The 22,043-nt window shown below is 51.8% G+C and carries 18 protein-coding genes, 1 tRNA gene and 1 pseudogene; 5 read left to right on the forward strand and 15 right to left on the reverse strand.

Going from position 1 to position 22,043, the window contains the following annotated elements:
* Positions 1–160 precede the first annotated feature (160 nt).
* Together AAG834_RS07295 and AAG834_RS07300 are read right to left on the reverse strand one after the other, a co-directional pair.
* On the reverse strand, positions 161–916 hold the full coding sequence (locus AAG834_RS07295; protein ID WP_342031726.1) for a HesA/MoeB/ThiF family protein: 756 nt from the start codon (positions 914–916) through the stop codon (positions 161–163).
* A gap of 307 nt (positions 917–1,223) precedes the next feature.
* Positions 1,224–1,700, reverse strand: a complete 477-nt coding sequence (locus AAG834_RS07300; protein WP_003780054.1) for a cyclic pyranopterin monophosphate synthase MoaC — start codon at positions 1,698–1,700, stop codon at positions 1,224–1,226.
* Positions 1,701–1,966: 266 nt separating this feature from the next.
* Here AAG834_RS07300 and ppc point away from each other — a divergent pair, with 266 nt between their 5' ends.
* From ppc to AAG834_RS07315, 3 genes are all read left to right on the forward strand, one after another.
* Positions 1,967–4,669 carry a phosphoenolpyruvate carboxylase gene (gene ppc / locus AAG834_RS07305; protein ID WP_342031727.1) on the forward strand — a complete coding sequence of 901 codons (2,703 nt, stop codon included), beginning with the start codon at positions 1,967–1,969 and terminating at the stop codon, positions 4,667–4,669.
* Between the two features lie 248 nt (positions 4,670–4,917).
* Positions 4,918–5,259 (forward strand): hypothetical protein, encoded by a 342-nt coding sequence (locus AAG834_RS07310; RefSeq protein WP_342031728.1) that lies wholly within the window; start codon positions 4,918–4,920, stop codon positions 5,257–5,259.
* A gap of 75 nt (positions 5,260–5,334) precedes the next feature.
* Positions 5,335–6,681 (forward strand): chloride channel protein, encoded by a 1,347-nt coding sequence (locus AAG834_RS07315; RefSeq protein ID WP_342031729.1) that lies wholly within the window; start codon positions 5,335–5,337, stop codon positions 6,679–6,681.
* Positions 6,682–6,951: 270 nt separating this feature from the next.
* On the opposite strand, the gene AAG834_RS07320 is transcribed toward AAG834_RS07315, so the two are convergent.
* The 4 genes and pseudogenes from AAG834_RS07320 to AAG834_RS07335 all read right to left on the reverse strand — a co-directional run bounded on the left by AAG834_RS07320 (position 6,952) and on the right by AAG834_RS07335 (position 8,731).
* Positions 6,952–7,028 (reverse strand) — tRNA-Met (locus AAG834_RS07320).
* A 234-nt stretch (positions 7,029–7,262) separates the two neighbouring features.
* Entirely contained in the window at positions 7,263–7,817 is a 555-nt protein-coding gene (locus AAG834_RS07325; RefSeq protein ID WP_070512698.1) for a hypothetical protein, read from the reverse strand.
* 100 nt (positions 7,818–7,917) lie between these two features.
* A pseudogene (locus AAG834_RS07330) lies at positions 7,918–8,079 on the reverse strand (permease-like cell division protein FtsX); the annotation flags it as partial.
* 232 nt (positions 8,080–8,311) lie between these two features.
* Positions 8,312–8,731: a hypothetical protein gene (locus tag AAG834_RS07335; RefSeq protein ID WP_342031730.1), complete on the reverse strand. Its 420-nt coding sequence runs from the start codon at positions 8,729–8,731 to the stop codon at positions 8,312–8,314.
* A 222-nt stretch (positions 8,732–8,953) separates the two neighbouring features.
* Between AAG834_RS07335 and AAG834_RS07340 the strand changes: the two genes are divergently transcribed.
* Complete coding sequence (locus tag AAG834_RS07340; RefSeq protein WP_342031731.1) at positions 8,954–9,304, forward strand: helix-turn-helix domain-containing protein; 351 nt, start codon at positions 8,954–8,956, stop codon at positions 9,302–9,304.
* A gap of 19 nt (positions 9,305–9,323) precedes the next feature.
* Complete coding sequence (locus tag AAG834_RS07345) at positions 9,324–10,103, forward strand: IS3 family transposase (protein WP_342031739.1); 780 nt, start codon at positions 9,324–9,326, stop codon at positions 10,101–10,103.
* 94 nt (positions 10,104–10,197) lie between these two features.
* Here the strand turns inward: AAG834_RS07345 and ftsX are convergent, their stop codons facing one another.
* The 9 genes from ftsX to AAG834_RS07400 all read right to left on the reverse strand — a co-directional run.
* The gene (gene ftsX, locus AAG834_RS07350; RefSeq protein ID WP_003765321.1) at positions 10,198–11,115 is read right to left on the reverse strand and encodes a permease-like cell division protein FtsX; all 918 of its coding nucleotides are present in this window, start codon (positions 11,113–11,115) and stop codon (positions 10,198–10,200) included.
* On the reverse strand, positions 11,112–11,762 hold the full coding sequence (ftsE, locus tag AAG834_RS07355; protein WP_003765335.1) for a cell division ATP-binding protein FtsE: 651 nt from the start codon (positions 11,760–11,762) through the stop codon (positions 11,112–11,114). The genes ftsX and ftsE overlap by 4 nt, the downstream gene beginning before the upstream one ends.
* 511 nt (positions 11,763–12,273) lie before the next feature.
* Positions 12,274–13,878: a sigma-54-dependent transcriptional regulator gene (locus tag AAG834_RS07365; protein ID WP_342031732.1), complete on the reverse strand. Its 1,605-nt coding sequence runs from the start codon at positions 13,876–13,878 to the stop codon at positions 12,274–12,276.
* Entirely contained in the window at positions 13,871–15,460 is a 1,590-nt protein-coding gene (locus AAG834_RS07370; RefSeq protein ID WP_342031733.1) for a sensor histidine kinase, read from the reverse strand. Before AAG834_RS07370 ends, AAG834_RS07365 begins: the two co-directional genes overlap by 8 nt.
* Positions 15,461–15,624: 164 nt before the next feature.
* A complete protein-coding gene (gene parC / locus AAG834_RS07375) occupies positions 15,625–17,934 on the reverse strand; it encodes a DNA topoisomerase IV subunit A (protein ID WP_342031734.1) in 2,310 nt (769 codons plus the stop codon).
* 355 nt (positions 17,935–18,289) lie between these two features.
* Entirely contained in the window at positions 18,290–19,819 is a 1,530-nt protein-coding gene (locus tag AAG834_RS07385; RefSeq protein ID WP_342031735.1) for an ABC transporter permease, read from the reverse strand.
* A 504-nt stretch (positions 19,820–20,323) separates the two neighbouring features.
* Positions 20,324–20,809: a hypothetical protein gene (locus AAG834_RS07390; RefSeq protein ID WP_342031736.1), complete on the reverse strand. Its 486-nt coding sequence runs from the start codon at positions 20,807–20,809 to the stop codon at positions 20,324–20,326.
* Positions 20,810–20,904: 95 nt separating this feature from the next.
* Positions 20,905–21,678, reverse strand: a complete 774-nt coding sequence (locus tag AAG834_RS07395) for a hypothetical protein (protein WP_342031737.1) — start codon at positions 21,676–21,678, stop codon at positions 20,905–20,907.
* A 3-nt stretch (positions 21,679–21,681) separates the two neighbouring features.
* Positions 21,682–22,043, reverse strand: a 362-nt coding sequence (locus AAG834_RS07400; protein ID WP_342031738.1) for a DUF2345 domain-containing protein, incomplete at its 5' end; no start/stop codon positions are given.

A 22,043-nucleotide genomic window follows, 5' to 3' on the forward strand; every position in this document is an offset into this window, starting at 1 on the left:
AGATTGCTCGTGATTCAGGCAATCACATTTTATGTGAAATAAGCCGTGTGGTGCAGTTTTATCGATGCAAAACCGACCTTTCCTACGACTTAAATCTTCTTGAAAAGGTCGTCTGAAACACCGTTTCCGCATCTTTTATTACTTTTAGTGAACCTTCCTACTACGCCTTGTTCGGTTTGCCGCATACGCCGCAATCCGGATTTTTGTGGACGCGGAATGTCTGCCATTTGGCGGTGAGGGTGTTGTAGGTCGTCAGTTTGCCGTGTGCCGGTTCGCCTGCGCCGGTGAGGATTTTAAGGGCTTCGGCGGCTTGGGTGGCGCCGATGATGCCGACCAGCGGAGAAAATACGCCGAAGAGGGCGCAGGCGCCGTCGTCGGCGGTGTCACCGTCAAACAGGCAGGCGTAGCAAGGACTGTCGGGCAAATCGGGACGGTACACGGCGATTTGCCCTTCAAAACGCACGGCGGCGCCGGAAACCAGCGGGGTACGGGTGGCGACGGCGGCGCGGTTGATGGCTTGGCGGGTGGGGTAGTTGTCAGTGCAGTCGAGGACGATGTCGGCGGTGCGCATGAGTTCGGTCAGGCGGGCTTCATCCAGCTTTTCGGTCAGGGCGGTAATGTCGCACGCGCTGTTGACGGCTTTCAGACGACCTGCCATCACTTGCGCTTTGGCTTGTCCGATATCGGCTTCGGTGAAGGCGGTTTGGCGTTGGAGGTTGGTATCGTCTATGGTGTCGTGGTCGGCGATGATGAGTTTGCCGACGCCTGATGCGGCAAGATACGGGAGGGCTGCCGCGCCCAGTCCGCCGCAGCCGACGACGAGGACGCGGGCGGCAAGGATTTTTTCCTGCCCTTCGATACCGATTTCGTCGAGAAGGATGTGGCGGCTGTAACGGAGCAGTTGGTGGTCGTTCATGATGGGTCGTCTGAATGTTGTATCGCGGATGGAATCGGCAAAACGGGCAACGCCGTCCCGATGTTTGCCCCCTGTTGTATAGTGGATTCACTTTAAACCAGTACGGCGTTGCCTCGCCTTAGCTCAAAGAGAACGATTCTCTAAGGTGCTGAAGCACCAAGTGAATCGGTTCCGTACTATCTGTACTGTCTGCGGCTTCGTCGCCTTGTCCTGATTTAAATTTAATCCACTATATTTATCCGTATGCCTCATGCCAAAGGTCGTCTGAAACCTCAAAGTGGCTTTCAGACGACCTTTTTTTGTTCAATCAGAATTCGATGTTTTCGTAGGCATCGTCGAATACGAACGGGCCGCGTTCGCCGCCGCTTTCGGATTCGAGGTGGATGCGGGTCATCATCATGGACTGGTCGACTTCTTTCATCATGTCGTAAATGGATATGAGGGCGATGTTGACACCGGTGACGGCTTCGGTCGTGATGCTTTTGCCGACTTCCGAGGAAACGGTTACGGTGGCTTTGACGTAGGCGAGTTCGACATCGACATCGAAATCGACGCGGACGTGTTGCAGCGGGAGGGGCTGGTAAAGCGGGACAAGTAGTCCGACCTGCTTGATGCCTTGGACGGCGGCGATACGGGCGACGTTGAGGATGCCTGCGTTTTGGGTGGCGTTTTCCGCTAAAACTTTAATGGCGGAGGTGCTCATGTTGATGGAGCCACTTGCCACGGCGGTGCGGATGGTGGGTTGGCGTTTGTCGTTTTCGCGTACGGAATTGAAGTTGAACATACTGTGCCTGCGTGAAAAGAAGGTTTTATGGCGCAGTATTTTACGGGATTTCTACACTTCGGACTATGCTGCGGATACGAACGGCAGAATAATCGGACTGAAATGCACGGACGGTTTTGTTAAGGAATTAACGGCTCGGCTTGTGCGGACGCGGGTTACATCAAGTTTCAGCGTTTTGCAACACCTTTTCCGATGGCGGTTTCAGACGACCTGCTATACAATGTTTTACGTTTGTTTTTGAGATAAATAAATAAAGAGAGAAAATCATGCAACTGCATATCCTGAACAATCCCAAGGACGCCGCTCTGGCAGCAGACGCGGAATTTTTAAAACAGTCTTTGTACAAACTTCTGCACGAAGAAGCTTCGCCTTTGGTGGTGGAAACGGTCAAGCTGTTGTCCACTTCGGACGACAGCGCGGCTTTGATTGAGAAGGTTTTGCCGCAACTGGACGAACAGCAAACCCACGACCTGACACTTGCCTGCGGTCTGTTTGCGCAGATTCTGAACATCGCCGAAGACGTCCACCACGAACGCCGCCGCCAAATCCACGAAGAGGCGGGACACGGCGGCGCGGAAGGCAGCTTGGCGGAAACGGTACGCAAACTCAAAGCGGCGAAAATCGGCGGCAAGGCGGTTCAAAAACAATTAAATACGACCAATGTTACCGCCGTTCTGACCGCGCACCCGACCGAAGTGCAACGCCAAACCGTGTTGAACTTCAACCGCCGCATCCGCGCCCTCCTGCCCCGCCGCGAACGCTGCACCCATGCCGACGCGCTGGCGGAATTGCGTCGCGAAATCGACACTATTTTGCTGGGCTTGTGGCAAACCAGCGAAACGCGCCACCACAAACTCAGCGTCAACGATGAAATCAACAACGGCGTATCCATCTTCCCGATGAGTTTCTTCGAGGCGCTGCCCAAACTCTATCGCAGCATGGAACGCGAATTTCAGACGACCTATCCTGATGTTGACGTGCCCGACATCTTAAAAATCGGCGGCTGGATAGGCGGCGACCGCGACGGCAATCCGTTCGTATCTGCCGAAACCTTGCGTTTCGCTTTCCGCCGCCATGCCGACGCGGTGTTCCGTTTTTACCGAGGCGAACTCGACAAACTCTACCGCGAGCTGCCGCTTTCCGTCCGCCGCGTCAAAGTCAACGACGACGTGATGGCGTTGTCCGACGAATCGCCCGACGAAGAAATCGCCCGCACCGAAGAGCCGTACCGCCGCGCCATCGCCTACATTATGGCGCGCGTGATGGGCAAAGCCCGCTCGCTCGGTTTGGGCATGGGTTGCAAATTCGGCTTCATGATGCCTTATGCCTCTGCGCAAGAGTTTTCAGACGACCTCCACAAGCTGCAACGTTCCCTGCGCGACAACGGCAGCGCGCTTTTGGGCGAAGGCAGGCTCGCCGACCTGATCCGCTCCGTGTCCGTGTTCGGCTTCCACATGATGCCGCTCGACTTGCGCCAACACGCGGAAAAACACGCCGATGTCGTTGCCGAACTCTTCAAACACGCCGGTTTGGAAGACTACGGCAGCCTTTCTGAAACGGAAAAACAAACCGTCCTGCTGCGCGAGCTGAAACACCAGCGGCCGCTGTCCAGCCCGTTCATCACTTACAGCGAACACACCCGCCGCGAAATGGCGATTTTCAACGAAGCGCGCAACATCAAAGACGAATTCGGTGAAAACGCCGTTACCCAAAGCATCATCTCCAACTGCGAACAGCCCAGCGACCTGCTCGCCCTCGCGCTGCTGCTCAAAGAAAGCGGCCTGTTGACGGTCGAAAACGGCAAACCGCAAAGCCGCATCAACATCGTCCCGCTCTTCGAAACCATCGAAGCCCTCGAAAACGCCTGCCCCGTCATGGAAACCATGTTCAGCAACGAATGGTACCGCGACCTGCTGCAAAGCCGCGACAACATTCAAGAAATCATGCTCGGCTATTCCGATTCCAACAAAGACGGCGGCTACGTGACCAGCTCTTGGTGCCTCTATCAGGCGGAATTGGGCTTGGTCGAACTCTTCAAAAAATACGATGTCCGTATGCGCCTGTTCCACGGTCGCGGCGGCAGCGTCGGTCGCGGCGGCGGCCCGTCTTACCAAGCCATCCTCGCCCAACCGGCGGGCAGTGTGGCCGGACAAATCCGTATCACTGAGCAAGGCGAAGTCATCACCGCCAAATACGCCGATCCCGGCAACGCCGTGCGCAACCTCGAAACCCTCGTCGCCGCCACGCTCGAAGCCAGCCTGCTGCCCGATCAAAAAAACCCCGAACCCGTGCTCATGCAGGCATTGTCGGATGTATCGTTCAAATACTACCGCGAGCTGATTACCCACCCCGACTTCATCGACTATTTCCTGCAAACCAGCCCCATACAGGAAATCGCCACCCTCAACCTCGGCAGCCGCCCCGCCAGCCGCAAAACCTTGGCGCGGATTCAGGACTTGCGCGCGATACCGTGGGTGTTCTCATGGATGCAAAACCGCCTCATGCTGCCCGCGTGGTACGGCTTCGGCAGCGCAGTGGAAAGCTTGTGCGAAGGCAAACCCGAAACCCTCGCCGCCCTGCAGGAACACGCGCAGCACAACCCCTTCTTCCAAGCCATGCTCTCCAATATGGAACAAGTCATGGCGAAAACCGACATCACCCTCGCCGAAAACTACGCCGGCTTGAGCGAATCGCCCGAAAAAGCCGCCGTCATCTTCGGCATGATTAAGGAAGAATACCAACGCAGCCGCAAAGCCCTGCTCGACCTTTTGCAAACCGACGAACTCTTGCGCGACAACCGCAGCCTCGCCCGTTCGCTCGCCCTGCGGATTCCGTACCTGAACGCGCTCAACGGCCTGCAAGTCGCCATGCTCAAACGCCTGCGCAAAGACCCGCACGACCCGCACACCCTCCTGATGGTGCACCTGACCATCAACGGCGTGGCACAAGGTTTGCGCAATACAGGTTAAGGCAGCACGAAAAAAGGTCGTCTGAAACCGTTTCAGACGACCTTTAGACCAAGCGCAAACCGTAACGCGGGCTTTATCCGCGAAAACCCATACTGTTCTGCTGCATCACTGTGTTTACTGGGATATGGCAGCCGCTTCGGCGTTGCGGATGAGCACGGCACTACTCTATATCGCCGCACCATAACATTTCAGACGACCCCGAGGTCGTCTTAAAAACAAAAACATCTTACTCACAAGGAAATTATTTTATGATGTTACTCTTTGCATCCATCTTTTTTGACATTGCTTTGATATTGGCATTCGGCAGATTTCAAGCTGTGGGGACACTGGATTTCCCCGACAGGCTCTATCCCATCTGGAAATGGGCGGTAGGCGCGGGCGTGCTTTACACACTGAAACCTGCAATAATCGTCTACGTCTCTTATTCATCTGTCTCCCTCTTAGGCTGTTTACTGATTTTCGCCATCTCATCCGCCACGTTCGCACTCTATTTCAAACTGCTGCGCGCCACCACTGACAAACCTACGCAGCACCGATCTATTTACTGGGGTGTCGGCATCGCTTCGGCATTTTTACTGTCTTTCGTTTAGGCTATCTTGGCGCATTGATAAACCGCCTTCCGCAATAACCCTTTTCAGACGACCTTTTCCACACTTCCGCATACTATGCCGACCAAACCGCCCGCCTACCACATCACGCACAAAATCCGCCAAACCCGCCGCATTTCGCGCAAAAGCATTGCTTTTCTGTTCCTGCTGGCAGGTTCGGCGCTGGTCGCACTGACCGCCCTCCTGTTTGCCTGGATGGCGGATTTCGCGTTAGAAACGAATGCAGAGCTGGTGCAAAAATATCCTTGGTTTGCCTGGGTCGCCCTGCCCTTCGGGTTGCCGCTCATCGTCTGGATTACCCGCCGTTTCGCCCCCTACACCTCTGGCAGCGGCATCCCGCAAGTGCTCGCCAGCCTCGCCCTGCCCTACGGCGCCAACAAAACCCGCCTGATCCGCTTGCGCGAAACCCTCCTTAAAATCCCGCTGACTTTCCTCGCTATGTTTGCAGGCGCATCCGTCGGACGTGAAGGGCCGTCCGTCCAAGTCGGCGCGGCAGTCATGAGCGCGTGGGGCGCATGGTGCAAAAAACACGGCTTCGCATTCCGCGGTATGCAGGAAAACGACCTTATCGCCGCAGGCGCGGCAGGCGGGCTTGCCGCCGCGTTCAACGCCCCGCTGGCAGGCGTGATTTTCGCCATCGAAGAACTCGGGCGCGAAGTCATGCTGCGTTGGGAGCGGCAAATCCTGCTCGGTGTCCTCGCCGCCGGTTTCATCCAAGTCGCCATCCAAGGCAACAACCCCTATTTCTCAGGCTTCAGCGGCGGCGCACTCGACAATATGCTCGGCTGGGTATTGGGCTGCGGACTCGCGTGCGGCATCGCAGGCGGACTGTTCGGGCGCACCCTGTATCTCGGCGCCACCGCCTTCGCCCCCGCCAAATGGCGCGAACACATCCGCCGCCATCCCCTGATTACCGCCGCCCTCATCGGCATCCTGCTCGCCGCCATCGGCACGCTTTACCAAGGCAAAACCTACGGCACAGGCTACCACGAAGCCGCCCAAGCCCTGCGCGGCATCCACGAAGCCCCCGCCGGACTCGCCGTCGCCAAATGGTTCTCCACCGTCCTGACCTACTGGACAGGTACGCCCGGCGGCATCTTCACCCCTTCCCTCACCATAGGCGCAGTCTTGGGCGAACACATCGCCATCCTCACCGGACTCACCCAAGGCACCCACGTCCTCGTTCTAATCTGCATGGCAGCCTTCCTCGCCGGCGCCACCCAATCCCCGCTCACCTCCGCCGTCGTCGTGATGGAAATGACCGGCGGACAAAACCTCCTCTTCTGGCTGCTCATCGCCTGCATCTTCGCCTCACAAGTCTCCCGCCAATTCTCCCCCCGCCCCTTCTACCATGCCGCAGGCACACGCTTCAAACGGCAGGTGGAACAAAGCGGACAGAAGTGAAGCCAGATATTGCCGATGCGGGAAGGTGTAGGAAAGGTCGTCTGAAATGTTTAGTGATTCGTGGGCAAAGCCCACGCTACAAAGTTTTTTGGCAACATTTGCGCCGTGGTTTCGTAGCGTGGACTTTGTCCACGAAAATGATTGAAAACAAAGGTCATCTGAAAACCCGAACATCAAGTTTTCAGACGACCTTCTTAAGGTATAGGGATTCACTTACCCCAGTCATCAGACCAAGAAAAAACCCTCGGCAGAACCGAGGGTTTGAAAATTTGGTTGCGGGAGCAGGATTCGAACCTACGACCTTCGGGTTATGAGCCCGACGAGCTACCATGCTGCTCCATCCCGCGTCAGAAAATAGAACTATACAGATACTTGAAAAAACTGTCAAGCTATTTGTCGCCGAATTTGAGCAATTCATTAACCATTCAAATTCGCAACGGTAAAATCAATTCCAACAACCTTATGATTTTAAAAAGCTCAAACCAAAATTCGACCCATCAACGTTACTCAAAATCCCATCGTAAACCGTCCAATCTCAAAGAGCCTTTAAACATGATTGCAAGCGGTTTTTGGGCTTTTCACTATTGATAAAAAGATCCTCTCATCACACCTAACGGATTGTAAAACACACTGAAATATAGATTCTCAAAGATATCCTGATCGTTTGAGTTTTGCTGATACTGCCCAAGCCCTATTAAGCCGACAGCCCATATCAGACAAATCATGATTGCCAACCTGACAATCAGGCGCTGTTTGTGCGGCATAAGGCTACATAACCAATCCGCACATAGAAGCATACCTGACATCACCCAAACCACGTACCCCCAACCAAATACACCAGGCAACATAAATATCGACCCCGGTATCATCAGGATTAACATTAAACAGGGTAACCAAGGTAAGGTCTCTTTCTCATCATTCAATCTGAAATATAAAACAATAAAAATTACATTAGCAAATGTAGGCCAGCTTGCCGGATGCCAAAAAACAATCAAACCTGTCATCCATATTTCTAAACCTAGCGCTCCTTTTACGGCAGGCAAGCACAAGGATAAGAAGAACAGCATTATCGCCATCCTTCTTAAGGATTTTCTTAAACCTATGTGATAGTCGAGTGGCAGTAGCTTGCCCGGCATATTATTTCCTTACACGATAAACGGCAGCCAATCAAATGTCGTCTGAAACCTAGTTTTAGAGTTTCAGACGACCTTTTGCCTTTGCTTCAATCCAATGTTTTTATTTCTTGGCTCTAAAGCCCAACAGATGTTGCGTGGTGGCAAGCCATGCGCCAAAGACACCTAAGGCGATGACGAAGCCGAATACCAGCGAAACTTCGCTGAAATGGAAGAAACGCCAGCCGATATTGAGTCCGTAGGGTTTGAAGATGGCATCTGACAACGACAGACTCTTGAAAAAACTGTCAAGCACTTTATCGTTACACTTCAGTAAAACATTACCCAATCAAAATCCATACGACAAAATAAGTTATAGCACTATGATGATTTTAAAGAGTTTAAATCAAAAATCGACCCATCAACGTTACTCAAAACCCCATCGTAAACCGTCCAATCTCAAAGAGTCTTTAAAGATGGTTACAACCGGATTTGGCTTTTCACTGTTGATACAAAGCTTATAGATGACCTAACGGATTGTAAAACACACTAAAATGATCTCCAAAGGCACCCTTATCGTTTGAGTTTTGCTGATACTGCCCAAGCCCTATTAAGCCGACAGCCCATATCAGACAAACCATGATTGCCAACCTGACAATCAGGCGCTGTTTGTGCGGCATAAGGCTACATAACCAATCTGCACATAAAAGCATACCCGACATCACCCAAACCACATATCCCCAGCCAAATACACCAGATAACCCAAATATCGACCCCGGTATCATCAGGGTTAACATTAAACAGGGTAACAAAGGCAAGATCTCTTTCTCATCATTCAATCTGATATATAAAACAATAAAAATTACATTGGCAAATGTAGGCCAACCTACCGGATGCCAAAGGAAAAATAAGCCTGCCGACCAAATTTGCAAACCCATATCTCCATTCACGGCAGGTAAGCACAAGGATAAGATGAACAGTATCTGCGCCATCCTTCTCAAGAATTTGCTCAAACTCAGGTCATAGTCGAGTGGCAGTAGATTCCCCTGCATATTATTTCCTTACACGATAAACGGCAGCCAATCAAAGGTCGTCTGAAACCTGAACTGCACCCCAAAAGTTGGACACATCCCCTCCAACTCACAAGGTGCAGTTTTTTTATGACCAAATATACATTACACTTCAAATACCAAGCCGTACTCCACTACCTGCATATACGCAGCCAACAGCGTACTGCAGATCACTACGGCATCTCCCGAACCCGCCTGCGGCGATGGATACGCGCCTATCAGGAAGGCGGCATCGGCGCACTCGAACATCCCCAATCCAAAACCATGACCGACCACCGCAAAAACCCCTTCATCGCCGACAAACCCGACCAAGAAAAAACACAGGCAGAACTTATCGAAGAGTTGTGCTATATGCGCGCAGAGGCCGCCTACCTAAAGGAGTTAAAAGCCCTCAGCCAAAAGCGGACCGAAAAGGACAAAGCCAAACCGTCCAAACACTGAGGGCGCAACACCCGCTCAAATACCTGCTGCACATCGCACACCTGCCAAAAGCAGCTTTTACTACCACCACCAAGACCGACCCGACCCCGACGCAGCCGACAAAGCCCTCCTCGTCGAAACCTACCGGCGGCATAAAGGACGCTACGGGCAAAGGCGCATTGCCGCAGCATTGGGTTGGAACCGCAAAAAAGCAGCGCGGTTGATGAAACAGATGGGGCTGAAAGCCAAAATACGGGCGAAAAAAGCCTACCGCCATCCCGCCATGGGCGAAATATCGGAACACCTCCTCAAACGCCGGTTCAAAGCCGAAAAACCCAACGAAAAATGGCTGACCGACGTGACCGAACTCAAAGGGAGCGACGGCAAACTGTACCTCTCGCCGATATTGGACCTGTTCAACCGCGAGATCGTCGCCTACGCCATGAGCCGCAATGCTAACAGCGAAATGGTGAAGGAAATGCTCGAAAAAGCTGCACCCCGTCTGACTGATAAGGGAACGATGCTGCATTCCGACCAAGGTGTGCTGTACCGTACGGCGGGATATAGGGAATTGCTTGCCCAACATTCCATGGTTCAAAGCATGTCGCGTAAGGCGAATTGTTGGGACAATGCGCCGATGGAAAGCTTCTTTGCGGTGTTGAAGACAGAGTGTTTCTATCGTGCAGGGGAATTGACGGTGGATGAATTGATGAAACAGATAGATGATTATATGGATTACTACAACTGGGAACGTTGCAGTTTGAAATTGAAAAAGCTGAGTCCTGTCGCATACAGAACCCAGCTTACACAGAGCGTCTGAATAGGCTTTTATCGGGTGTCCAAGATTTGGGGGCCAGTTCAACCTTGTTTTAGAGTTTCAGACGACCTTTTGCCTTTGCTTCAATCCAATGTTTTTATTTCTTTGCCCTAAAGCCCAGCAGATGCTGCGTGGTGGCAAGCCATGCACCGAAGACGCCTAGTGCGATGACGAAGCCGAACACCAGCGAAACTTCGCTGAAATGGAAGAAACGCCAGCCGATGTTGAGCCCGTAGGGTTTGAAGATGGCATCGACCAACGGACGAACGGCGGAGAGCAGCCAGCCGCACAGTCCCAAGCTGACGGCGGCGGAGAAGATGCTCTGCCACATGGCTTGGTAGAGGAATGGGCGGCGGATAAACGATGCGGGCGCACCGAGCAGCTTGGTGATTTCGATTTCTTCTTTGCGGCTGAGGATTTGCAGACGGATGGTGTTGTGCGCGACCAGGACGAACGCCATACCCAGCGTCAGTGAAAGAAACCATAAAATTTTTCGGATGAACTCGTTGATTTGATACAGCGTTTGCACCCACTCAGTATCCATGGTGGCGGATTCGACCATGGGCAGCTTGACCATATCCTGATAAATCGCCTGCATTTGTGCGGGCGGTGTAGCGGGGTCGGGCGTTACGATAAATGCGTCGGGCAAGGGGTTGCCGTCGAGCATGGAAACGAGGTTTTGGTCGAGGTTGGATTGCAGCTCTTCCAAGCCTTCCTGCTTGCTGATGAAACGGATTTTGTTGAGGCGGGCATCGCGTTCCAACAGGTTGCGGACGGTATCGCTGTCGGCTTTGGAAGCGTCGGTTTCCATATAGAGGGTAATTTGCGGCGACTCGTTGAGCTTGCCTAAAACGCTTTGTCCGCTTTGGATGCCCAAATACATGAAAAGCGGCAGGGTCATGGCGACGGCAAGCATCAGGAGGGTGAGCAGCGTGCCGACGGGTTGGCGCAGGAGTTGTTTGAGCGCAGTACGCGCGGATTCGACATGCAGCGAGACGTAGTGGATGATGCTCATGCGAGTCGTCCTTTCGAGAGGCGCAGGATGCGGTGGCCGTAGTCTGCCATGAGGGTTTCGTCATGGGCAGCGACGATAACGGTGGTTCCTGCTTCGTGGAAGGTTTTGAACAATTCCATGATGTCGAGCGCGTAGGCGCGGTCGAGGTTGGCGGAGGGTTCGTCGGCAATCAGGAGGCTGGGTTGGTGGACGACGGCGCGGGCGATACACAAGCGTTGCTGTTCGCCGCCTGAAAGGGTTACGGGATCGTCCAATTCTCGGCCTTTTAAGCCGACTTTTTCAATGGCGATGCGGGCGCGCTCTTCGGCTTTGCGCGGTTGATAACCGATAATCCGCAGCGGCAGGATGACGTTTTGCAGGACGTTGCGGTCATAGAGGATTTTGTGGTCTTGGAACACGATGCCGATATGCTGGCGCATGAAACCGATTTGGTTGTCGCTCAATTCGCCCAAGTCTTGGTTGTTGAACCACACCTTACCTTTGCTGGGCTTGGTAATACCGGAAATCAGCTTGAGGATGGTGGACTTGCCGGAGCCGGAATGGCCGGCGATAAATATCATTTCGCCTTTTTTGATTTGGAAGCTGACGTTTTTCAGGGCTTCAAAACCGCCGGGATAGGTTTTGGAAACTTGTTCGAAACGGATCATAAGGTATTCCTGGAAAGGGGTCAGGACAAACTTATCCACAATTAATCCACAAAAGGATGCGCTATCGGAGATAGGTCGTCTGAAAAATAGGATATGTGCCGAATTATAAAGATTTCGGCATTTTTTTGATAGTTTGCTCGGATATGGACGGCGGTAGGTAAAGCGTCGGACTGACGGCTTTACAACACAATATTACAAGTGTGATTGTCGCCATCATTTTATTTATAGTGGATTAAATTTAAATCAGGACAAGGCGACGAAGCCGCAGACAGTACAGATAGTACGGCAAGGCGAGGCAACGCCGTACTGGTTTAAAGTTAATCCACTATACCGGCATTTATCCACAAAACGCCTGAAACAAAGAGGTCGTCTGAAAATTTTCAGACGACCTCTGCGCATCATAAACATCAAAAACCGCGTATCCGACTGAATCGCAGATACGCGGTTTGAGATTTGAAGCACATATTCGGGTCTTGCTTCCTAAACGTGCAGACAACGGCAAAGCACCGACTTAATTAATGTCCAAACGTTCCATACGGTAGCGCATGGAGCGGAAGCTGATACCCAAAAGCTTGGCAGCCTGAGTGCGGTTGTAACGGGTTTGCTGCAACGCTTGTTCGATAATGCCGCGCTCGATTTGGTCAAGGTAGTCTTGAATCTGCATGGTGCGCGGGTCAAACGGCGGAAGTGGCTGGTGATCCAAAGTTTCGCCTTTTCGTGTTTCGGAGTCGTCGAGGTCGTCAAGGGCAAGGCTTGGATGGTCGTTTTTCGGCGTCGGCGTATTTTGGATTTGCAGGTCGTCTAGCTGGATAACTTGTCCGACAGTCAGTGCGACGGCGCGCTCAAGGATGTTTTCAAGTTCGCGGAAGTTGCCGGGATAGCTGTAATGCAGCAGGGCTTCTTGCGCTTTGGGGCTGAGTTTGTAGGTTTGCGTACCGTGGCGGTGTTTGTAGAGCAGGTACAAAATCAGCGCGCCCAAGTCTTCACGCATTTCGCGCAGGGGCGGCATGTGCAGGGTAACGACGTTGAGGCGGTAATATAAGTCTTGACGGAATGCGCCGCTGTCAACAAGGGCTTCGAGGTTTTTGTGGGTGGCGCAGATGATGCGGACATCGACGAAGGTTTCGCGGGCATCACCGATGCGGCGCACGGCTTTTTCTTGGATGGCGCGCAGGAGTTTGACCTGCATGGCAAGCGGCAAGTCGGCAACTTCGTCGAGGAACAGCGTGCCGCCGTCGGCGTGTTGGAAGAAGCCGAGACGGTCTTGGTCGGCGCCGGTAAAGCTGCCTTTTTTGTAGCCGAAGAATTCGCTTTCCATCAGGTTTTCAGGAATCGCGCCGCAGTTCACCGCGATAAAGGGCTTGTCGGCGCGATCGGACAATTCGTGGATGGTGCGCGCCGCCTGCTCTTTACCGGTACCCGATTCGCCGGAAATATAAACGGGCACGCCGCTGCGGGCGAGGCGACGGATCAGGTGGCGGACCTCGACCATTTGGGGCGAACTACCGAGCAGCCGCGGCATATCTTCTTCGCCGCCCAATTCCGGCACGTCTTCGTTCGCACGCATGGCGATTTCGCCGGTGGCGAAGCGTTCTTTCATGGAACGCAGGCCTTCAGGAACGGTAACGGAGCCGCTCAAATCGCGCTTGGGCGGTTTGGGGGGCGTTTTCGGTTTATTGAATGCGGCAGCGACGGGCGCAGACGGTTTTTCTATCGGCGGTTGTGTAATTTCGTCCGTGCTGTTGGAAACAGAAACGGCGGATTTAACCAGCGAGCGCAGTTGTGAAAGAGTAATCGGCTTTTGCAGGTAGTCGAACGCGCCCGCATTAAGGGCTTCGACCGCCTGGTCGGCATTACCGAAGGCGGTAATGACGGCGACAGGGGTGTCGAGCATGAGTTCGTCTATGTATTGGACGACTTCGAGACCGGAGCCGTCGGGCATCCGCATATCGGTCAAGACGAGGGAATAGTCGTTGTTGTCGAGCTTGTCTTTGGCATCTTCTACGCCGACGGCGGTCTGCACGCGCAGTCCCATCTTCATCAGCGTCATTTCCATCAAGTCACGGATGTCGGCCTCGTCGTCGACGACCAATACTGGGTCTTGCAGCTTACTCATTGTGTTCTCTCGGTAAAATCAGTTCGAATCCGTTCATTTCGGGGTGGTAATGGAGTTGGCCCATATTGGCGTGCGCCAGTTCGCGGGCAACGTACAATCCCAATCCCGTACCTTGTTTTTCCGTGGTGTAGAACGGCTCAAAGAGATGGTTGCGGACTTCGGGCGAAATGCCTTTGCCGTTATCGGCAACGACGATGGAAATGTGCATCCTGCCGCTGGGGCGGATCAGGACGGTAATCGCGTTTTCGTCCTGACGGCTGTGCCTCCATGCGTTATTGCAGAGGTTCCACATGATTTGTTGGATGTGCATCACATCAGCGAGGACGGTAAGGTTGTTGCCGTCCATGTTCATGCGCAGGCAGCCGATGGCTTCAGAATTGTTAAGCGTGAACTCTTGTTTGAAGTCGAGCCAGAATTTCATCAGGTTAATCGGCTCGCGGCTGATGTTGTCGCGTTTGTTGAGCAGGGAGATGTCTTCCAACATTTTGTCGATGCGCTGGATGTTGCTGTCGATGATGCCGCAAAGCTTGGCTTTAACGGGATCGGGTTCGACATCATCATCACTTTCTTGCAGCAAATCGCTGGCGTGACGGATGGCGGACATCGGATTGCGGATTTCGTGGGCAAGGTTCGCAGTAAGCTGTCCGAGCGAGGTAAGCTTGGTGGACATGGCTTCCGCTGCAACTTCGCGCAGCGAACGGACATATAACATAAGCAGCTCCGTCTGTTCCTGAATCAGGGGGACGGCACGGACATGCATGGCGTGTTGGAAGATGTGGATATCGGTTTCAAACGGTTTGTCGGGATGATATTGCCAACGTGTCACCAATTCGCCGAACACAACTTCTTGCTGGTCAACTACCAAACCGGGGAAATAAGTTTTTGCCTGTTTGTTGAAAAGCCAAACGCGCTGGGTGCTGTCGATGACGATAACGGCTTCCTGCACACGGTTGAGAACGAGGCGGTTCAACCCGCTGATACGGCGGTAGGCAAGCTGATGGCGGCTGGCGGATTCGGTTGCTTGTTCCAGATAGCGGGCGGCGAACGAAGTCAGCATGGCGACAAGGTAACACGCACCGCTAAGCAGGACCGTAGTAATCAGAGGCTGCGTATCCCAATCAAACGGATGCAGGCGGATGCTGCCGTCGAGCAGCAGATTGAAGAAAAACAGCATGGACGCGTAGCCTGCGTACAGCATGGGGTAATGCCCGTAGCTGAGGAGACAGGACGTCGCAACGAAAGGAAGAACAAGGATGCCAAAGCCCGAATCGACTCCGCCGGCGATATACACCAGTATCATCATCATCGAAATATCGACGACTGCGCTGGCATTGGGCAAATCCAAAGTCTGCCATTGCCAGTCCGGACGGGCGACGGATAACAAGATGAGGAAGGAATACAGCGCTGCCCAGCTGTAAAATTCGACGGGAGGGAATGACATGCCGATATGGGTGCCATTACTGTAAACGCCGAAAGCATGCATGACCAACAGCGGCAGCACGATGGCAATACGGGCGATATTGATTAAACCGGGTATCCGCTCGCTCAGGTTTCCCAGTTCCTGAAAGCCGGATTTACTCATATCCGCAACCCTTTTTGTTTATTTTTATCATTATTAGTACCTGTTTTGAAATCGTTCTGCGATATTTCCGCAGACGGTCGTAAATATTTTTTTAATTTTTTCAGCATAACATAAAACGACCGTGTTTTCTAGGTTTTCAATGTGTTACCGCGCCTTTTTGTTGTTTATGCGGAGGCAGCGGACAAGGTTTTCAGACGACCTGATACGTCCAAAACCTTCCCTTTTTTGCCGCGCTTGCCGTCGATGTCGCAAATACGCAATTTTTCCTGATGCGCCGCGCCGCGCTTGCCGACGGTTTCGACGATGAATTCCGCAGCTGTGGTCACAAGAACGTGTTCCAAAGACGCGCCGTCGGTCAGCGACATCAACTGCAAACCGCGCCCTTTGGGCATGACTTTGAGTTCGCCGATGGAAAACGCCAAGAGGCGGTGGTCGCTGCTGGCCAGTACGACTTTGCAGTCGGGATTGATGAGAGAAGAGGCATAAACCGCAATCGGCGGCAGGACGGTTTCGCCGCTGTCCACGGTCATCACCACTTTGCCCGCTTTTACGCGTCCGACCATATCGCCCAGCTTGGCGATGAAGCCGTAGCCGCCGCTGCCTGAGAGCAGGTAGTGCTGTTCGGGCTGCCCGGTGAGCATGGCGACGGGCTTCGCGCCGTTTTGCAGCTCGATTAACGATGAAACCGGCACGCCGTCGCCGCGCCCGCCGGGGATTTCGGCGGCATCGAGCGTGTAGGTTCTACCCAATGAGTCGAGAATGACGACGGGTAAAACGGTACGGCCTTCAAGGGTTTGTTTGAGGCGGTCGCCTTCTTTGAACGCGGTTTGGCTCAAATCGAGATTATGTCCGGCTCGGCTGCGTATCCAGCCTTTTTCCGACAGAATCAGCGTGATGGGTTCGTCGGCGGTGGTTTGCGTCAGCACGGCGCGTCCGGCTTCTTCCACCAGCGTGCGGCGCGCGTCGCCGAACTGCTTCATGTCCGCCTGCATCTCTTTGATAATCAGCTTGCGTTTTTCGTTTTCGTCGCCCAAAAGAATATTCAGACGACCTTGTTCTTCGCGCAATTCGTTCAATTCTTTTTCGAGTTTGAAACCTTCCAAACGCGCCAACTGGCGCAGGCGGATTTCCAAAATGTCTTCGGCTTGGATTTCGGTCAGCCCGAACACCGCCATCAAATCGGCTTTCGGATCGTCTGACTCGCGGATAACTTTAATCACTTCGTCGATGTGCAGAAAGACTTTCAGACGACCTTCAAGGATATGCAGCCGTTTTTCCACTTGGTTCAAACGGAATTTCAGACGACGTGTTACGGTCACGACGCGGAAATCCAGCCATTCCTGCAAAATCGTTTTCAGGTTTTTCTGCGCAGGGCGGTTGTCCAGCCCCATCATCACCAAGTTCATGGACACATTGCCTTCCAGCGAAGTCTGCGCCATCAGCGTGTTGATGAAGGTATCGGTATCGATGCGGCTGGATTTTGGTTCGAACACAAGGCGTACGGGATGCTCGCCGTCTGACTCGTCGCGCACGCGGTCGATTAAATCCAGCATCAGCTTTTTGGTATTGAGCTGGTCTTGGTTGAGCTGCTTTTTACCCGCTTTCGGTTTCGGGTTGGTTTGTTCTTCGATTTCGGCAAGGATTTTGGCGGAATTGGCGTTCGGCGGCAGCTCGGTCACAATCACGCGCCATTGTCCGCGCGCCAGCTTCTCGATTTCGTAACGTGCACGCACGCGCACGCTGCCCTTGCCGGTTTCGTAAATCCGGCGCAATTCGTCCGCCGGCGTGATGATTTGACCGCCGCCGGCAAAATCAGGCGCGGGAATGTACTGCATCAGGTCGGCGGTTTCCAGCGTCGGCTTCTTCAACAGCGCAATCGCTGCCTGCGTGACTTCGTTCAAATTGTGCGACGGAATTTCAGTCGCCATACCCACCGCGATGCCCGACGCACCGTTGAGCAGCACCATAGGCAGGCGGGCGGGCAGGTGCAGCGGTTCGTCAAACGCGCCGTCGTAGTTCGGCACGAAATCCACCGTCCCCTGATTGATTTCGGACAACAGCAATTCCGCAATCGGCGTGAGGCGCGCTTCGGTGTAACGCATCGCCGCCGCCCCGTCGCCGTCGCGCGAACCGAAGTTGCCGATGCCGTCGATTAAGGGATAGCGTAAGGTAAAATCCTGCGCCATGCGTACCATCGCTTCATAGGCGGAACTGTCGCCGTGCGGGTGGTATTTACCCAAAATCTCACCGACCACGCGCGCCGATTTCACCGGCTTCGCCCCCGCCGTCAAACCCATATCGCGCATGGCAAACAAAATGCGCCGCTGCACGGGCTTCTGGCCGTCTGAAACTTCAGGCAGCGCGCGGCCTTTGACCACGCTCATGGCGTATTCGAGATAGGCGCGTTCGGCGTACTGACCTAATAGCAGGTAGTCTTCGCCGACGGGGGATGGGACGGAAACGTGTTCGTTCATAAGGAAGCTGGAATGAAAGGTAAAGGGAGGTATTGTAAAGGATAGCGAATGAAAATAAAAATGTCGGAGAATGGTTTCGCCGCGTATCTTTTTATAGTGGATTAAATTTAAATCAGGACAAGGCGACGAAGCCGCAGACAGTACAGATAGTACGGCAAGGCGAGGTAACGCCGTACTGGTTTAAAGTTAATCCACTATATTTTTGAATGGAATTGCTGACAATCTAAATGGATTTGAGGTCGTCTGAAATATTTTCAGACGACCTCTCTGAGCATCATGGTGGGTTAACTTTTAATCAAAACAAGGTAATACCGCATCAGCCTACTACAATGTGCTACACACCCCAAAGCAGGCATCAAGTCTTTTCACGTTCGTCCAACAGCAAAAACACCATCAGCGACAGCAGCATCAAAACCGTCGTCAACACCATTGCCCGCGCATAATTGTCCTCCCCTGCCCTACCCAGATAGGAATAAATTAAAGTGGTCAGCGTCTGCCATTCGGGGCGCGACAAAAACAGCGTGGCGGCAAACTCTCCGATACAGGTTGCCGCAGCCAAAGTCAAACCGCGTCGCAAAGCAGGTTTCAATAACGGAGCGGTCACATACAAGGTCGTCTGAAAAGCATTTGCACCCATACCGCGCGCGGCGGATACATAATCTTCAGGCAAATCGTCCCAAGCCGCCAACACATCTTTTGCCACAAACGGATACGCCAACAGCGCATAAGTGGCAACCAACAAAGGCAGCGATGCCGTCCATTGCGGATAAAGCAGCAATATACCGGCGGCAATGCAGACAGGCGAAACCATAAACGGCAAAAACACCAAACCGCGCACCCACGCCACCCGTCGCGCAACCGCCGCATACATCACACCCAGTACAACCGCCGTCAAAACCGCCATCCCTGAAAACCGCAGCGTATTCCATCCCGCAGCCAAGGTTTCCTGTTCCAACAACACGCCCCAAGACCCGCCTGCCGACGCCGCCAGAAAAACCACCGCTGCCAAAGGCAACAGGCAACACAGCAGCAACACCATTAAAGAAAAACCCAGCAAAACACGTTCGCCGAAAGATTGCGGACGATGAGGCAGCAAAGCACGAACCGCCTTATCAGAAGCCGTTTGCCGGCTCAAATACGCATACAGCAGCCCCGCCAATGCCGTCACGCCCAACACCATCCACACCAAAACTGATGCCTGAGCCATATCCAGCTCATACATCACCAACTGATAAATCTCCACCTCAACCGTCGTATAACGGCTGCCACCCAGCAACAAAGCCAGTCCGAAACCCGAAAAACAATACAAAAACACCAGACAAGCCCCGCCCGCCAACCAAGGGCGCAACACCGGCCATTCCACAAAGCGAAACCGCTGCCAAGCCCCCGCACCCAGTGTCTGCGCCGACTGCAGCCTCGCCTGCGGCACCTGCAAAAATCCCTGATACGCCGCGCGCACCAACACAGGCAAGTTGAAAAACACATTGCCGTAAAGCAACAAATACGGCGTATCCTGCCAGCCCGCCCACAACACACCGTTTGCCCCGAACAAAGCCAACACGCCGACCCCGACCACCAAAGTCGGCATCACAAACGGCAACATCAAAAGCCGCAAAATCACCTCACGCCCGCGAAACGACAACCTCGCCAACGACCACCCCACCGGAATCCCAAGCAGCAAAACCAGCACACAAGTGACCGCCGCCTGAACCACCGTCCAAACCAAGCGATGCTGCATATAATCATCGGCCAATACCAACGACCAAGCCGACCCGTCATAAGCCGCCATCGCCACCAATGGCGCAACCACCATCACCACCAAGAAACCCAAAGGCAACAGCGCAAGCAAAACAGTAGCAGGAAACGAGCGAAACAGAGTTTTCATGGAACGGGTAGGCAGGGTTTAAAACAGATATTGTAACGGATACGAAGCAAAGGTCTCAGATAGAGACCTTTACAATAACATAAGTTATTAAAATTTTCGGCCTGTTCGTTTACATGGCAGCCGCACCGACTGCCGCCGTACCTACTCCTAATAGAAGTCAAAAAAACCTTAACCGAAGCGGTGTACGGAACTGTACCCGTCCCAGCGGTAAAAAACGTGACCACCACGCCGATGACAATAACCAGAACCACGACGTACCGACAGCGATGACCTGCATCCAGCCTATCTTTTTAATTTCCTCTATCGTCCAGTCGGTCGCCTTTTTTAGGGTTTCAAGGGCTGCATCAACTACTTTTGCGTCCAGGCTTTAATCATCCTGCCCCGTTCGTTTATCCATCTCCATGCAAATATAGATTAAGTTGCCTCTAAAAAAGTTATTGAACGATCTAAAATGTAGGAATCATGATCAACCTACACTTGTTGATCCTTAACTACGAAATTTACTTACTTCCATAAGTCCATAAACCATCTAAATAACGAATCTAACCAGCTTATCCGTTGTTTTGTATCAGAAGAAGATAATATTTCAACTTTATCTACACACCTATTCTTTGAAAAATCAAAATCTTGAACCTCAAATTTTCCATTAGTATTTTTTAAGCAATACGTACTGCTAAATCCATCAAAATTATTAGGAATATACCTATCATCTCTAGGTACTGAAGCTGCCTTTAGAGTAAAACTATAACTTACATTATTCCTAAAATTTATATTTGGAAAGTTTGACTCATCCGCAAAAATACATTTTTCCTTTACAGGATATTGTTTTTCGAATGAACTTAAATAACGCCAATATTCTGAATTTCCGGTATTTTCGTCAACATAACCAATCCTTAACATATAACTACCCGTTAAACCATTAGCATCAATATAGACACAAGATTTATTATTTTTTATAATAACATTCACATCTCCGTCAGGATAAGGCATATGAGAAAATCCGTATGCGTTTAAACTCAATATGACATAATAAATAAATAAAAATTTACTTCTTCTCATAAAAATCTTCTATAAATAATTTTATTTTAAAAAGTACGAACTTTAGTCATCGCCTCATACCAAATTCTATTATTTTCTTTCTCTCTCTGATGATGTATTTTCGTTGTCCATTCTTCAGATTTTAATTTTCTATCTAAAGGGTTTCTCAAAAAATCTCTCAAAACATATTCTCTACGTGATTGTTGACTGATCAAATTCCGTAATTGTGGTTCTTGAGATACATAGTTCGCATGATATTTAACTAAGTAACAATGGCACACGATATCTGCCTGTTGTTCAATATTGAAATCCTTAAACTCTTTACCTCTATCTATGCCTAATAAGTCATATGCATAAGCCATTAAACGTCCTGATGTATCTCTTTCAGTATATCCTCCAATTGATGCCAATCGCACCCCTCTACAGGCTACACTTAAATCCATTGCAAAATATTGCCAAATGTGTGTCATTTCATGAATAAACCATCGTTGATTATCCTCTTTGTTTGTCAAAGGACCAGAAAAATCTTTAATCACATCATAAACTTTAATCGGCAAGTGAATTTCGCCAAATGGAGTCATTGCATTTCTTGAATTGTCAGGTATACCCAGCAACCCTCCCCTTACAATCCTAACTTTTTCATAAGGAATCGACTCTTTGAAGATAAGTCGTGCCAAAGCGATTTCTCCTGAAGTTAATTTTCTTGATTTGGGAGGAAGTCTTACCGGAAAAGGTTTTCCCGGCGAATTTATTAATACGGTAGTTGCTTCTTCCGTTGTAACTGTCATATATGTACCATGTGTTTCTATTTTGTCTGCCATGATTTACTCCCTGGTTTCAATTTCAATACGGATTTCTTCCATATTTTCAGTGGTTACGAATTTGGTCAGTCCATTTTTATCCGACCTTCCTTTTAACAAAAGTTCTTTCCCTCTATATATCTTATACAGTACTCCTGCCAAAACCTCGCCTGTCCATTCATCCTGTAAGACAAACTGCCGAGCATATCGATGTAGCGGTGTTGTCGGTAACGGGATATTGATTTCTTCTGCCCCACTCACCTCCATCGGCGCCTTCACCCTAACCAGCTTCGGACTCCCAATCTCAACCTCCCCGTTCGCCAGTTTGATATACGCCCCTTTGCAGGTAATCAGAATCTCCTCCTTCGCCGCAATGGTGATTTTCC

Origin of the sequence: Neisseria sp. Marseille-Q2251, from assembly GCF_940793045.1 — a bacterium.
In the GTDB taxonomy this organism is placed as follows: domain Bacteria; phylum Pseudomonadota; class Gammaproteobacteria; order Burkholderiales; family Neisseriaceae; genus Neisseria.

Bases quoted from the DNA above. Each gene is read 5' to 3' on its own strand.
- AAG834_RS07300 (WP_003780054.1), bottom strand. From the start codon at position 1,700: ATGTTCAACTTCAATTCCGTACGCGAAAACGACAAACGCCAACCCACC.
- AAG834_RS07340 (WP_342031731.1), top strand. From the start codon at position 8,954: ATGACCAAATATACATTACACTTCAAATACCAAGCCGTACTCCACTAC.
- AAG834_RS07395 (WP_342031737.1), bottom strand. From the start codon at position 21,678: ATGGCAGACAAAATAGAAACACATGGTACATATATGACAGTTACAACG.
- ftsX (WP_003765321.1), bottom strand. From the start codon at position 11,115: ATGAGCATCATCCACTACGTCTCGCTGCATGTCGAATCCGCGCGTACT.
- AAG834_RS07365 (WP_342031732.1), bottom strand. From the start codon at position 13,878: ATGAGTAAGCTGCAAGACCCAGTATTGGTCGTCGACGACGAGGCCGAC.
- AAG834_RS07335 (WP_342031730.1), bottom strand. From the start codon at position 8,731: ATGGGTTTGCAAATTTGGTCGGCAGGCTTATTTTTCCTTTGGCATCCG.
- AAG834_RS07310 (WP_342031728.1), top strand. From the start codon at position 4,918: ATGATGTTACTCTTTGCATCCATCTTTTTTGACATTGCTTTGATATTG.
- AAG834_RS07315 (WP_342031729.1), top strand. From the start codon at position 5,335: ATGCCGACCAAACCGCCCGCCTACCACATCACGCACAAAATCCGCCAA.
- AAG834_RS07325 (WP_070512698.1), bottom strand. From the start codon at position 7,817: ATGCCGGGCAAGCTACTGCCACTCGACTATCACATAGGTTTAAGAAAA.
- AAG834_RS07385 (WP_342031735.1), bottom strand. From the start codon at position 19,819: ATGAAAACTCTGTTTCGCTCGTTTCCTGCTACTGTTTTGCTTGCGCTG.
- AAG834_RS07295 (WP_342031726.1), bottom strand. From the start codon at position 916: ATGAACGACCACCAACTGCTCCGTTACAGCCGCCACATCCTTCTCGAC.
- ftsE (WP_003765335.1), bottom strand. From the start codon at position 11,762: ATGATCCGTTTCGAACAAGTTTCCAAAACCTATCCCGGCGGTTTTGAA.
- AAG834_RS07370 (WP_342031733.1), bottom strand. From the start codon at position 15,460: ATGAGTAAATCCGGCTTTCAGGAACTGGGAAACCTGAGCGAGCGGATA.
- parC (WP_342031734.1), bottom strand. From the start codon at position 17,934: ATGAACGAACACGTTTCCGTCCCATCCCCCGTCGGCGAAGACTACCTG.
- AAG834_RS07390 (WP_342031736.1), bottom strand. From the start codon at position 20,809: ATGCCTTATCCTGACGGAGATGTGAATGTTATTATAAAAAATAATAAA.
- ppc (WP_342031727.1), top strand. From the start codon at position 1,967: ATGCAACTGCATATCCTGAACAATCCCAAGGACGCCGCTCTGGCAGCA.